The 12,708-nt window shown below is 68.4% G+C and carries 9 protein-coding genes; 3 read left to right on the top strand and 6 right to left on the bottom strand.

Going from position 1 to position 12,708, the window contains the following annotated elements; all coding sequences use genetic code 11:
* Positions 1 to 18: 18 nt before the first annotated feature.
* Positions 19 to 753, top strand: coding sequence for an esterase (gene ypfH / locus AC1KAR_RS09010; RefSeq protein ID WP_480316638.1), 735 nt, complete (start codon positions 19 to 21; stop codon positions 751 to 753).
* 141 nt (positions 754 to 894) lie between these two features.
* Positions 895 to 1,500: a dihydrofolate reductase family protein gene (locus AC1KAR_RS09005; protein WP_480316636.1), complete on the top strand. Its 606-nt coding sequence runs from the start codon at positions 895 to 897 to the stop codon at positions 1,498 to 1,500.
* A 14-nt stretch (positions 1,501 to 1,514) separates the two neighbouring features.
* Here AC1KAR_RS09005 and AC1KAR_RS09000 read toward each other — a convergent pair whose 3' ends face one another.
* The 3 genes from AC1KAR_RS09000 to AC1KAR_RS08990 all read right to left on the bottom strand — a co-directional run bounded on the left by AC1KAR_RS09000 (position 1,515) and on the right by AC1KAR_RS08990 (position 5,358).
* Complete coding sequence (locus tag AC1KAR_RS09000; RefSeq protein WP_480316634.1) at positions 1,515 to 3,221, bottom strand: M14 family metallopeptidase; 1,707 nt, start codon at positions 3,219 to 3,221, stop codon at positions 1,515 to 1,517.
* Between the two features lie 70 nt (positions 3,222 to 3,291).
* Positions 3,292 to 4,053: a class II glutamine amidotransferase gene (locus tag AC1KAR_RS08995; protein WP_480316632.1), complete on the bottom strand. Its 762-nt coding sequence runs from the start codon at positions 4,051 to 4,053 to the stop codon at positions 3,292 to 3,294.
* Positions 4,054 to 4,134: 81 nt separating this feature from the next.
* Positions 4,135 to 5,358: an NAD(P)/FAD-dependent oxidoreductase gene (locus AC1KAR_RS08990; protein ID WP_480316630.1), complete on the bottom strand. Its 1,224-nt coding sequence runs from the start codon at positions 5,356 to 5,358 to the stop codon at positions 4,135 to 4,137.
* Between the two features lie 216 nt (positions 5,359 to 5,574).
* Between AC1KAR_RS08990 and AC1KAR_RS08985 the strand changes: the two genes are divergently transcribed.
* Complete coding sequence (locus tag AC1KAR_RS08985; protein WP_480316628.1) at positions 5,575 to 7,686, top strand: PQQ-dependent dehydrogenase, methanol/ethanol family; 2,112 nt, start codon at positions 5,575 to 5,577, stop codon at positions 7,684 to 7,686.
* Between the two features lie 750 nt (positions 7,687 to 8,436).
* Here the strand turns inward: AC1KAR_RS08985 and AC1KAR_RS08980 are convergent.
* The 3 genes from AC1KAR_RS08980 to AC1KAR_RS08970 all read right to left on the bottom strand — a co-directional run bounded on the left by AC1KAR_RS08980 (position 8,437) and on the right by AC1KAR_RS08970 (position 12,687).
* Positions 8,437 to 10,614, bottom strand: coding sequence for a xanthine dehydrogenase family protein molybdopterin-binding subunit (locus tag AC1KAR_RS08980; RefSeq protein WP_480316626.1), 2,178 nt, complete (start codon positions 10,612 to 10,614; stop codon positions 8,437 to 8,439).
* 14 nt (positions 10,615 to 10,628) lie between these two features.
* Complete coding sequence (locus tag AC1KAR_RS08975) at positions 10,629 to 11,093, bottom strand: (2Fe-2S)-binding protein (RefSeq protein WP_480316624.1); 465 nt, start codon at positions 11,091 to 11,093, stop codon at positions 10,629 to 10,631.
* 112 nt (positions 11,094 to 11,205) lie between these two features.
* Complete coding sequence (locus tag AC1KAR_RS08970) at positions 11,206 to 12,687, bottom strand: DHA2 family efflux MFS transporter permease subunit (RefSeq protein WP_480316622.1); 1,482 nt, start codon at positions 12,685 to 12,687, stop codon at positions 11,206 to 11,208.
* Positions 12,688 to 12,708 lie beyond the last annotated feature (21 nt).

Raw genomic sequence — 12,708 nt, 5'->3', positions numbered from 1 at the left:
CACCAGAACGCACCCCGGATGCCCGCCACCGCACTCGCCCACCTGCCCGCCACCGGCTCGCCCGAGCTGTTGTTCCTTCTGTTCCACGGCGTGGGCGCGAGTGCGGCCGACATGACCCCGCTGGCCCAGCGCCTGGTGGGCGAGTACCCGCAGGCCGCGGTGATCTGCGTCGATGCGCCCGATGCCTTCGACGCCGTGCCCACCGGTGGCAGCGGCCGGCAGTGGTTCTCGGTGCGCGGCATCGGTGACGACAACCGTGCCGAGCGCGTCCAGGGCGCGCTGCCGCGCTTCGTGGGCATGGTGCGCACCCTGCAGAGCCAGTTCGGCATGGCCTGGGAGCGCACGGCGCTGGCCGGCTTCTCGCAGGGCGCCATCATGTCGCTCGAAGCCGTGCAGGCCGAGCCCGAGCTGGCCGGGCGCGTGATGGCGTTCTCGGGCCGCCACGCCAAGCCCCCCGTGCATGCGCCCAGGGACACCACCCTGCACTTCTTTCACGGGCTGGGTGACAGCGTCATCCCCTACGCCCCCGCGGTCGATTCGGCCAAGCGGCTGATCGCGCTGGGGGCCGATGTCACCGCCGACGTGCTGCCCGGCATCGGCCACGAGCTGCACTCCGAGCTGATCGACAAGGCCATCGAGCAACTGCGTACCTTCTTGCCGCGCAAGGCCTGGCGCGAGGCGATGAGCGAAGCGCCGCTGGTGCCGCGCTTGGCGTCGAGCGGCGAGCTGGGGCGCGACACGCCCGAAGACTGACGCGAGCGGCGTGGCGCTCAGCGCATTGCCTTTGTGTCGTCAACTCTCTTCTCGTCGATCCGCCCGCTGTCGATTCACCACCCCTTGCTTCGTCGTACGGAAGAGGCCGCTCCCGGTCTCGTTCAACGCAGGAGCACGCACATGGGCCAGGTCATCGTCGAACAGATCGTCAGCGCCGACGGCTATGCCGAAGATGCGAACGGCAGCATCGACTTCTTCGTCAACGCGAACTGGATCAACGACGCCGACACCGAGCAGCTGCGCATGCTGTCCGAAGTCGAGGCCATCGTGCTCGGCGCCAAGACCTACCGCATGTTCGCGGCCTACTGGCCTCGTGCCGACCCGGTGGCCGAGCCAGTGGCCGGGCCGATCAGCCAACTGCCGAAGTTCGTCGTCTCCTCGACGCTGGGCTCGGCCCCCTGGGGGCCGGACGATGCGGCGCAGGTCCTGCGGGGCGACGCCGTGGCCGCCGTGCGAGACCTGCGGCAACGCTACACCGGCCACCTGATCGTCTGGGGCAGCCTGAGCCTGAGCGACGCCCTGCTGCGTGCCGGCGAGGTGGACGTTCTGCGCCTGCGCGTGCTGCCGCTGCTGCTCGGGCGCGGCCGGTCATTCGCGCCGCCTGACCTCGGCCTGCGCAAGATGGTGCTCGCCCGCGCGCAATCGTTCGCCAGCGGCCTGATGGTGCTCGAGTACCACCTGTCGCCGCAGGCTCTGGCAGCCGCGCACGGCGTGCCGCTTGGCTGACGCGCGCGGCTGCCTCAGTCGAGCGTCACTTCCGCCTTGACCGCCCCCGCGCGGTCGGCGCGCGCACTCAGCGCGAGGTGCGTTCCCTTGGGCGCACGCACCACCCACTCGACGACCGCACGGTCGGCGGTGATGTCGCTGTTGGGCAGGAACGCCTGCAGCGAGCCCTTGGGGGCATGGCCTTCGAGGTGCGGGCCTTCGGTGCGCGGCTTGCCGCTCACCAGCGAGATGCTCGCGTCACCCGGTGGCAGGTGGATCTCGAACACCAGGCCACGCACCGTCTTGCGTTCCAGAGCGCGCTTGCACACGTAGGCGGGCAGCCAGCCGCTGTTGCACACCGCGAAGCGCACGCGCCAGGTGTCGGGGCCGAGCGCGCGCACCTCGGTGCGCAGCACCTCGAGCCTGGGCAGGCTGAGCCCGATCTGCGTCATCCACTTCGGAAAGCGTGCGGCCTCGCGCTCGCGCAGGTGCGGTGGCGGGTTGCGCCAGTAGTTCATCTTGTCCCAGCCGCCGATCTCGACCGCGCCGAGTTGCGGGTGCTGGAAGGGCTTCCACTCCACATGCGCCTGGCCGCCGCAGTGCTCGTCGCTCCACTTCAGCAGCTTCAGGTCGTCTTCGACCGGGTGCTCGCGGTACCAGTCGATCCACTTGTACTCGGTGATGCCGGCTTCCTTGTTGGGCGACCAGATCTCCACCACCCAGAACAGCGCTCCCAGATGCTCGTAGACCCAGTCCTGCGTGCCGGTGATCACCTGCTTGGGGTGGTACTTGAACTCGTGCCAGATGCTGATGGCCGGGTAGCCGGTGTGCTTCTCGCCCAGCGCGCTGAACTGCTTGTAGGCCCACAGGTCTTCGGGCGTCATGTCGTCATCGCTCTGCGTGCCCATGGGCCGCAGGATCACGCCGCTGTGCGTGTGGTAGCTGATGGCCGCGCCGATGTTGGGGTGCTTGACGATGAAGTCGACCATCGCGCGCACCTCGGGCTCGCTGGTCGGGTAGGGGCCAGCGCCCATCTGCTCGTGCTCCTGTCGCCAGCCACTCGGAAAGTTGCGGTTGAGGTCCAGGCCTTCGAGATCCTTGTTCACCTTGACGGTGAGCCCGTCGAAGTTGGTGAGCGTGCCTTCCGGGATCACGCGGTAGTACTCGCCACCGAACTCGCCCGGCTCGCGCGGCACCATCAGCCGCGGCTCTTGGTCGTGCTTCTTGTAGGTGCCGGCCGGGTCGGGGATGCGCATGAAGAGCACGCGGCCGTCGCCATCTACGTCTTCCATGGTCAGGCCGTCGACCGGCGCTTCGTCGAACGGATACGGCCGGGTGGACGAGCGGATGTGCCGCGGCCGCTCGGCCAGTGCCAGCTCGGCGCCGTCGGGGTTGAGGCGCGGGCAGAGGTAGATCACTCGGGTGTCGAGCAGGTGCGTGATGTCGCGGTCATGGCCGTGGCCCTCGACGAGCTGCTGCAGGTAGTACAGCACCGCGGTGCTCGCGGTGAGTTCGGCGGCGTGGATGTTGCCGTCGGCCCAGAAGCCGGGCTTGTCGTCGGCCGCACCGGTGGCGGTGTTCGTGAGCGTGGCCACCCAGATGTCGCGGCCCTCATGGCTCTTGCCGATGGAAGCCACCTGCACGAGGTGCGGATAGGCGTCGGCGTAGTCCAGCAACAGCCGGGTCAGCGCCTCGTAGGGGTAGAACACATCGAAGCGCTGGGCCGGCGGCTGGTAGGGCATGGTGGCGGATGGGTGGTGGATGCCAGCGCCGATCTTGCCGCAAGCCCGTGCCTGCCGCTGCCCCCCGGGATCAGGGCATAGCGACCGGGGCGCCGTCCACGAACACCTTCAACTCGCCCGGCGCGAGCGGGTGCCAGGCTTCGTCGGTGGTGAGCGGCTCGGTCACGACGACGGCCACGCGGTCGTGTGGGGTGGTGAGGCTCGCGAAGTCGACGCTCATGTCTTCGTCGTGCAGGCGCGCGCTGCGAAACGGGTGCTGCCGCACGATGTAGTGCAGCTTGGTCGAGCAGTGCGCCCACAGCGCCTGGCCGTTGCTCAGCATGAAGTTGAAGGTGCCGTGCGCGGCCGCGCGCGGGGCGAGCTCGTTCAGTGTGGCCGTGAGTTCGGCGATCGAGGGCACGCCCGCATGCGCCTTGGCCAGCTCCTGCATCAGCCAGCAGAAGGCGTGCTCGCTGTCGGTGTCGCCCACCGGGCGGAAGGCGCCGTGCAGGCGCGGCTTGAAGCCTTTCAGGTCGCCGTTGTGCGCAAACACCCAGTACCGGCCCCACAGCTCGCGCTGGAACGGGTGGGTGTTCTGCAAGGCGATGCGCCCCTGCGTGGCCTTGCGGATGTGGGCGATGACGTTGGCGCTGCGGATCGGGTAGTTGCGAACCATGTCGGCCACCGGCGAGAGCGCGGCGCTTTGTGCATCGACGAACAGACGCACGCCGGCGTCTTCGAAGAAGGCGATGCCGAAGCCGTCCTTGTGCTCCTCGGCGCGCCTGGAGAAGCCCGTGAAGCTGAACACCAGATCCGTCGGCGTGTTGGCGTTCATGCCCAGGAGCTGGCACATGTCAGCCCCCCGGCGCGCCGCGTCGACCGCGGCTTCGGAGCAGCGGCCCCCTCGGGCGGGTGCGCGTCTTCATGGTTCGTGCTACTCGGTGAACAGGCGTCGAACGCCCTTGAAGCTGAACAACTGGCCCGGGTTGGCCGTTTCGTTGAGGACGCCGCTCACGCGCCGCATGATGCGTTCGCTCTTGCTCGCGCGCCAGATCACCAGGTCGGCCAGCCACGGGTGGGCGTTGACTCGATTGGCCTTCTCGTAGAGCGCGAAGCGCGGCTTGAGCGCATGCAGCCCGGCCTCGTAGTGGGCGCGCACGGTGTCGTCGGCGAGCGAGTCGGCGCGGCCGCGCAGGACGGCGTCGGCGGCGAGCATGCCGGTCTCCAATGCCTTGCCGATGCCTTCACCGGTGAAGGCGTAGGTGCTGCCCGCCGCCTCGCCCGTCACCAGCATGCCGGGGGCGCTGTAGCGAGCGCCTTTCAGCGTGCAGCGCAGCGGCGCACCCTTCAGGCCGCCGAGCTGCGTGCCACCGGCCATCAGCTCGCGGGCGGGGGCGTAGGTTTCGCAGAAGCTCTTGAACACCTGCTTGAGGTTCGTGTCGTGCCTGCCGTTGTCGAACACACCCGCGCCGATGTTGAAGACACCGTCGCGGCACGGAAAGATCCAGCCGTAGCCGGGGCGCAGCTTGCGGTGCCAGACCACTTCGAGCGCCTTGATGCGGCCCACCATGGCGTCGTTCTTCACATAGGTGCGCAGCGCCACGGCCGAAGGCGCCTGGGTCTCGCACATGTCGGCGGCCTTCAGTGCCTGGGGCGAGGCACCGGTGGCGAGCAGCACCCAATCGGCGCGGATCTCGTGCGTGGCCTGCTCGGCCCCGCTGCCGTGCGAGACGCGAACGCCGCACACGCGGCCATCGGCCTCGCGCAAGGGCGACTCGAACTGCACTGGTGCATGCATGCGCGCCCCGGCGCGCACGGCGTTGCGGCAGACGATCTCGTCGAGCTCGCGGCGCGGCAGCACGGCCACAGTGCCCGGCACGTCGATGCGGCGCCCGCTCGGGCCGATGCAGGCCACGTGCTGCGCCGGCTGCGCGTGCGACATCACTTCGTCGAGCACGCCCAGCCGCGCGAGCGCGGCGTGCGCGTCGGGGATCAGGCCATCGCCGCAGATCTTTTCGCGCGGGAAAGTCTTGTGGTCGATCAGCACCACATCGACACCGGCGCGCGCCAGCACCGTGGCGGCTGAGGCCCCGGCCGGGCCGGCGCCCACGATCAGCACATCGCAGCGCGCGGGCAGCTCGGAGAAAGGCAGGTTCATAGGGGGGCAAGCATACCGCCGGGCCCTCGTGTGCCGCGGTGCGAAACGGCACGCGGCGGCTGTGTCAGCCTGGCGCAGCATGCTGCGCTGCCTGCGGGAAAACACCTTGTTGTGGGCACCCGGCGATCTCCAGATGATGGCCCGGCACACCTGTCTCGACACCGGTGTCGGGTGGCTCGCTCGTGCGACGCCCACAACACAAACCTGGAGACCCACATGAGCAAACCATGGATTGCCGCGCTGGCCGCGGCTGGCCTGTTGTGCCTTCAAGCCCCGGTCTGCGCGCAAGCCTCGACCAAGGGCTCCGAGGCGCACATCCGCGCGGCCACCGCGAGCGTCGACGCCGCCGGCATGCGCGCCAACAAGGCGAGCTCCAAAGACTGGCCGAGCTACGGGCTCGACTACGCCGAGACGCGCTTCAGCCAGCTCAAGCAGATCACTGAATCGAACGTGAAGGATCTGGGCCTCGTCTGGAGCTACAGCCTGGAGTCGACGCGCGGTGTCGAGTCCACGCCGCTGGTGGTCGATGGAATCATGTACGTCACCGCCTCCTGGAGCGTGGTGCATGCGGTCGACGTGCGCACCGGCAGGCGCCTCTGGACCTACGACCCCAAGGTGCCGCGCTCGGTGGGCGTGAACGGCTGCTGCGACGTGGTCAACCGTGGCGTGGCGGTCTACCGCGGCAAGGTCTACGTGGGTTCGTTCGATGCGCGCCTGATCGCGCTCGACGCCGCCACCGGCAAGGTGGCCTGGGAGCAGGACACCTCCATCGACCGCAGGCGGCCCTACACCATCACCGGTGCGCCGCGCGTCTACAAGGGCCGCGTGATCATCGGCAACGGCGGCGCCGAGTACGGCGTTCGCGGCTACATCACCGCCTACGACGCCGAGACTGGCAAGCAGCTCTGGCGCTTCTACACCGTGCCCGGCGACCCGGCCAAGCCGTACGAAACACCCGAGCTGGCCCGCGCTGCCAAGACCTGGGACCCGAGCGCCAAGTACTGGGAGGCGGGCGGCGGCGGCACGGTGTGGGACAGCATCACCTTCGACCCCGAGCTGAACCTGATGTACATCGGCACCGGCAACGGCTCGCCGTGGTCGCGTGCGCGGCGCAGCCCGGGCGGCGGCGACAACCTCTTCCTCGCCTCCATCGTGGCCATCAACCCCGACACCGGCCGGTACGTGTGGCACTACCAGGAGACGCCGGGCGACAACTGGGACTACACCTCCACGCAGCCGATGATCCTGGCCGACATCAAGGTCGGCGGCAAGCCGCGCAAGGTGATCCTGCACGCACCGAAGAACGGCTTCTTCTTCGTGATCGACCGCGCCACCGGCAAGTTCATCTCGGCCAAGAACTTCGTCGACGTGAACTGGGCCACCGGCTACGACGCCAAGGGCCGCCCAATCGAAACCCCCATCGCCCGCACGCTCGACAAACCCTACGACGCCATCCCCGGCCCGCTGGGCGCGCACAACTGGCACCCGATGTCGTACAGCCCCGCCACCGGCCTCGTGTACCTGCCGGCGCAGAACATCCCGCTCTCGCTGATGGACAACAAGAACTGGAAGATGAACCAGATGACGCCGGGCGAACCGGGGTCCAACCAGGGCTGGAACACCGGCACCTTCATCAACCCGGTGCCGGCCACCAGCAAGCCCTTCGGTCGCCTGGTGGCCTGGGACCCGGTGGCGCAGAAAGAGGCGTGGCGGCATGAGCATGTCTCGCCGTGGAATGGCGGCACGCTCGCCACCGCCGGCAACCTCGTGTTCCAGGGCACGGCAGACGGGCGCTTCATGGCCTTCAACGCCAAGACGGGCGAGAAGCTGTGGGAGTCCCCCACCGGCACCGGCGTGATCGCCGCGCCGTCGACCTATCTCGTCGACGGCAAGCAGTACGTGTCGATCGCGGTGGGCTGGGGCGGCTCGTATGGCGTCTCCTCGCGCGCCAGCGAGAAGGTCGGCCCCGGCACGGTCTACACCTTCGCGGTGGGCGGCAAGGCGCCGCTGCCGGCATTCGCGCAGGTGCAGATGAACGCGCTGGTGAAGGGCGTGCCCTATGACCCGAAGGACGTGCCCGAGGGCCAGGGCCTGTATGTGGCGAGCTGCGTGCTGTGCCACGGCGTGCCGGGCGTCGACCGGGGCGGCAACATCCCGAACCTGGGCTACGCGCACCCCGACATCATCAACAACCTCGATGCCTACGTGTTCCATGGCGCCGCCAAGGAGCGCGGCATGCCCGACTTCACGGGGCGCCTCAAGCCTGAGGATGTGACGAAGATCAAGGCGTTCATCCAGGGCGTGGCGGATTCGATCCGGCCGAAGTGACGATCCCGGTTACTTCGTCGGGTTGATTGCCCGCACGCGACGGGCCGCTCGACCGGCTCGTGCGTCTCAGTCCGCTCGGCCTGAGGTATCGAAGGCGCGTGCCGCTCTTCGCATGGCTTGTTCACTGCGTGAGGCCGCGCCGGGTGTTCGGCCCGGCGGCCGACCCCCTTTCTTTGTGTCGACAAAGAAAGGGGGCAAAGAAAGCGACCCTGCCTCCTCGGCCCTCGCTGCGCGAGGGCTGTCTTGCGCTGCTCGGTCTTGGTGGGCGGGGCAGAAACTCGCTCCGTCGCCTGCGGCGACTGCGCTCAAACATCTGCCCCAAGTCAGTTGTGGATGCGCGCTGCGCGCGCGCCCACCAAGCCCTGCGCTGCTCAGCTCGTCCGAAGGGCCAACCGGCACGGCGCGTCGCTGCGCTCGCGCCCGAGCATGCCGATGCGCAGCGAGACGAGTGGCGAAGAAATCGCAGCAGGTGTTCGGCGGCTCGCGGTGGCATGGCAAAGACAAGTCGCGTCTAGCCGCCACGCAGTTCGGCCAAATGAGAGCGCCTTTGCTTTGGTTACTTTCATTTGGCGCGACAAATGAAAGTGACCCGCCCGCCGGGGCGGACTCCCGGCGCACCCGCGCGAAGTACGAAGAACAAGCCACGCGAAGCGCCACAAAAGGAGCGAGCCCTCGATACTTCAGGCTCAACGGAGTGAGAACGGACAACGGCCACTCAAAGGCGGCCGTTGCCATCACCTCACAGCACCCTCACGCCGCGGCAATGTTCTCCGGCGAGAACGGCATCTTGCGCAACCGCTTGCCGGTGGCCGCGAAGATCGCGTTGCCCACCGCCGGGCCGATGAGCGCCGTGCCCGGCTCGCCCACGCCGCCGGGCTTTTCGGTGCTGGGCACCAGCACCGTCACGAACTCCGGCGCCTCGTGCATGCGCATCAGCCGGTACTGGTGGAAGTTGGTCTGTTGCACGCGGCCCTTGTCGAGCGTGATCTCGCCCCACAGTGCCGCGGTGAGGCCGAACACGACGCTGGACTGGATCTGCGCCTCCACGGTGTCGGGGTTGACCATGCGGCCGAGGTCGGCCACGGTGGTCACCTTGTGCACGCGGACCTCGTTGTTCTTGTCGAGCGAGATCTCGGCCACCATCGCCATGTAGGTGTCGTAGCCCTCCATCAGCGCGATGCCGCGGGTGCGGCCGGCCGGTGGCGTGCTGCCCCAGCCCGACTTCTCGGCCGCGAGCTTGAGCACGTTGGCGAAGCGCGGCTTGTTCGGCAGCAGCGACAGCCGGTAGGCATACGGGTCGGCCTTGGCATTGGCGGCCAGCTCGTCGATGAAGGTCTCGTTGGCGAACGCGTTGAGCATGTGGCTCACCGAGCGCCAGTAGCCCACGCGCAGGCCGGCGTCGTGCTTCACGATGTCGTGCCGCGTGGCCGGGATCTCGTAGGCCGCCATGGCTGCTTCGGTCATCAGCGGATCCTGCACGGTGCCGGGCAGGCCGAACACGCGGCCGGTGACGGACTGGCTGGTGAGCCGGAAGCTCATCGCCGTCGGTTTGCCATCGTCACCAAGGGCCGCGGCCAGGTGGTGCACCGACTGCGGCCGGTAGAAGTCGTGCGTCATGTCGTCTTCACGCGTCCACACGAGCTTGACCGGCTTGCCCACCGCCTTGCTGATCTGCGCGGCCTGGATGATGAAGTCGATGTCGATGCGACGCCCGAAGCCGCCGCCCAGGAAGGTGGTGCGCAGCGACACGTTCTCGGGCGGCACGCCGCACACCTTGGCCACGGTGCCGGCGGCGGCGTCCTGCCACTGCGTGGGCCCGATCAGGTCGACCCGGTTGTCGTGGTACCAGGCGGTGAAGTTCATCGGCTCCAGCGGCGAGTGCGAGAGCAGCGGCATCGTGTACTCGGCCTTGAAGACCTTCGCGGCGCCCTTGATCGCCGCATCGGCGTCGCCGGCCTTGGGCAACTCGAGCGGTGCGGCCTTGCTGTCCACGGCCGCGGCCTTGATGCTGTCGAGCATGGTCTTCTCGGTGAGCTTGGCGCCCGCGCCTTCGTCCCACTCGACCTTGATTCCCGTGCGAGCCTTGTTGGCGTGCCACCAGGTGTCGGCCACCACCGCCACGCCGTCGGGGATCTGCACCACGTCGATCACGCCGGGCATCTTCTTGGCCGCGCTGGCGTCGAAGCTCTTGACCGTGCCGCCGATCACCGGGCACTGCTCGAGCGCCGCGTAGACCATGCCCGGCACCTTTACGTCGATGCCGAACTCGGCCGTGCCATTGGTCTTGGCGGGGGTGTCGAGCCGCTTGGTGGGCTTGCCGACGATGCGGAAGTCCTTCGGGTCCTTGAGCTTCGGGCTCTGCGGCACTGGCAGGTGCGAAGCCTCTTCGGCCAGCTGGCCGTAGGTGGCCTTCTTGCCCTTGGGGCCCAGCACCATGCCGTTCTCGGCACGCAGGTCGGATTCAGGAATGTTCCATTTCAGCGCAGCGGCGCTGACGAGCATCTCGCGCACCTGGGCACCCGCCACGCGCAGCTTGTCCCAGCCATCGCGCACCGAGGTCGAGCCGCCGGTGAGCTGCGGGCCGCCGAGCAGGGCGTTGCCGTAGATCTTGCCGTTGGGCGGCGCGATGGCCACCTTGATCTGCTTGATGTCGACGTTCAGCTCTTCGGCAATGAGCATGGGCATCGAGGTGTACACGCCCTGTCCCATTTCGGAACGGGCCGACAGCAGGGTGATGGTGTTGTCGTCGGCGATATGCACCCAGGCGTTCGGCGTGTACACCGTGCCGGCGGCCAGGGCCTGGCCCATGCCGCCGATGTTCACGCCCAGCATCAGCCCGCCGCTGGCGATGGCCGAGCCTTGCAGGAAGCCGCGCCGGTTGAGGCGCACGCCGGTGGACTTGGAGGAAGACGAGGTGGAAGTGCTCATGGCGGTCTCCTTCCTCATGCCTTGCGCAGCTCGGCGGCCGCGGTCTTGATCGCGGCGCGGATGCGCGGGTAGGTGCCACAGCGGCAGATGTTGCCGCTCATTGCGGCGTCGATGTCGGCATCGCTCGGGTTCTTGTTGTTCTTGAGCAGCGCCGCGGCGCTCATCAACTGGCCGCTCTGGCAGTAGCCGCACTGCGGCACGTCGTGCGCAATCCACGCCTTTTGCAGCGGGTGGCTGTTGTTGCGCGGCAGGCTTTCGATGGTGGCGACCGACTTGCCGGCCGCGGCCGACAACGGCGTCTGGCAGGAGCGCACGGGCTGGCCGTCGAGGTGCACGGTGCAGGCGCCGCACAGCGACATGCCGCAACCGAACTTGGTGCCGGTCAGGCCGATCTCGTCTCGGATCACCCACAGCAGGGGCGTATCGGGTTCGGCTTTGACGGTCATCGTCTTGCCGTTGATCTTCAGGCTGGTGCTCACGTTGGTGTCTCCTTTGTCGGAAGGGCCCGCGCAGCGATGGACTCAGCACAAGGCCGAATCGCAGCATCCGCCGAGTCGACGGCGAAGTCCAACCTGGGCAAACCCCAGGGTGTCAGGTGATGTCGGTCGGCTGGTGCTCGCTGGCCGGCGCTTCGTCGCGCGGCTTGGCGGCCGAGCTACCGCGCGGCTGCATGCGCCAGCCGGCCACGACCGCCAGCGCGCAGATGGCACCCAGCAGCACGAAGGTCTCGTGGAAGGCGCGCAAAGGTGCATCGGCGTGCACTTGCAGGCGCCACTCGAGCACGATGCCGGCCAGGCTCACGCCGACCGCCCCGCCGAGTTGGCGCAGGAAGTTGATGGTGCTGGAGCCATGCGCCAGGTGGTGCATCGGCAGGCGCCGCACAGCGCCCAGGTTGAGCGAAGGCAACACCGTGCCCAGGCCGATGCGGCCGATGACCGCGAACGCCGCGATCACCCACAGCGAGGTGCCCAGGCCCACGAAAGCCATCAACCAGAACGACAGCGTGAGCAGCGCGATGCCGGTTGCCACCAGCACGTTGAAGGGGTAGCGGTCGGCGAGGCGGCCGGCGATGGGCAGCACGAAGGCGAGCACGATCCCTGCCGGCAGCAGCACCGCGCCAGCCTGCGAGGGCGGCAGCTTGAGTGCGATCTGCATGAACACCGGCACCAGGTAGGTGGAGCCGAACAGCGCCATGCCGTAGATGAACGCCACGCAACCGCCCATGCGGAAGGCCCGCAGGTCGAAGAGCTTGAACTCCATCAGCGGGTGCGCGGCATGCCGCTGGCGCCAGATGAAGATGCCCGTGGTGACGACGCACATCGCCAGCAGTGCATAGGTCATGGCCGAGGGCGCATGCAGCTCCACCAGCCCGTTCATGCCGCTGACCACAGCGACCGACAGCAAGGCCAGGCCGATGAAATCGAAGCGCCGGGCGCCTTCGTTCACGCGACCGGCCCCGGGCGAACTGTGCGGCAAGTAGCGCAGGCCGAGCGCGAACGCCGCCAGGCAGAACGGCACCACCACGAAGAAGATCGAGCGCCAGCCGAAGTGCTCGACCAGCACGCCGCCAATGGTCGGCCCGAGCGCGGGTGCCAGCACCACGCCGAAGCCGAAGATGCCCATGGCCTTGCCCTGCTCCTTCTGGCCGAAGATGTGCAGGATGATCACCGGCGGTATTGGCTGCATCACGCCGGCCGCCAGCCCCTCGACCACGCGCATCGCCAGCACCCACTCGAAGCTGCGGCCCAGACCGCCGCTGATGCCGCCGAGGAGCAACAACAGCACCGCGCCGAAGTAGGTGCGGCGGTAGCCGAAACGGCCCAGCAACCACGGCGTGACGAGCATGGAGACCGTGACCGCCGCCATGAAGCCCGCCGACAGCCACTGCGCGCGCTCCTGGCCGAGCGCAAAGACATGGCTCATGTCGGGCAGCGCCACATTGACGATGGTCGAAGCCATGATCGACGCCATCGTGCCGACCATCACCGTGATCAGCACCCACCAGCGGTAGTTCGGGCCGTGGCGTTCGTTCAGGCTGGGCAGGCTGTGTGGGTGCGGGTCGGTCGACGGCATCGCGCGACTTTAGCGACCTGC

Source organism: Piscinibacter sp. PDB1-1, assembly GCF_056675995.1.
Note: the sequence above shows the minus strand (reverse complement) of the source record. Positions and strands in the feature narration are given on the sequence as shown.

Bases quoted from the DNA above. Each gene is read 5' to 3' on its own strand.
- AC1KAR_RS08990 (WP_480316630.1), bottom strand. From the start codon at position 5,358: ATGAACCTGCCTTTCTCCGAGCTGCCCGCGCGCTGCGATGTGCTGATC.
- AC1KAR_RS08995 (WP_480316632.1), bottom strand. From the start codon at position 4,053: ATGTGCCAGCTCCTGGGCATGAACGCCAACACGCCGACGGATCTGGTG.
- AC1KAR_RS08980 (WP_480316626.1), bottom strand. From the start codon at position 10,614: ATGAGCACTTCCACCTCGTCTTCCTCCAAGTCCACCGGCGTGCGCCTC.
- AC1KAR_RS09005 (WP_480316636.1), top strand. From the start codon at position 895: ATGGGCCAGGTCATCGTCGAACAGATCGTCAGCGCCGACGGCTATGCC.
- AC1KAR_RS08970 (WP_480316622.1), bottom strand. From the start codon at position 12,687: ATGCCGTCGACCGACCCGCACCCACACAGCCTGCCCAGCCTGAACGAA.
- ypfH (WP_480316638.1), top strand. From the start codon at position 19: ATGCCCGCCACCGCACTCGCCCACCTGCCCGCCACCGGCTCGCCCGAG.
- AC1KAR_RS08985 (WP_480316628.1), top strand. From the start codon at position 5,575: ATGAGCAAACCATGGATTGCCGCGCTGGCCGCGGCTGGCCTGTTGTGC.
- AC1KAR_RS09000 (WP_480316634.1), bottom strand. From the start codon at position 3,221: ATGCCCTACCAGCCGCCGGCCCAGCGCTTCGATGTGTTCTACCCCTAC.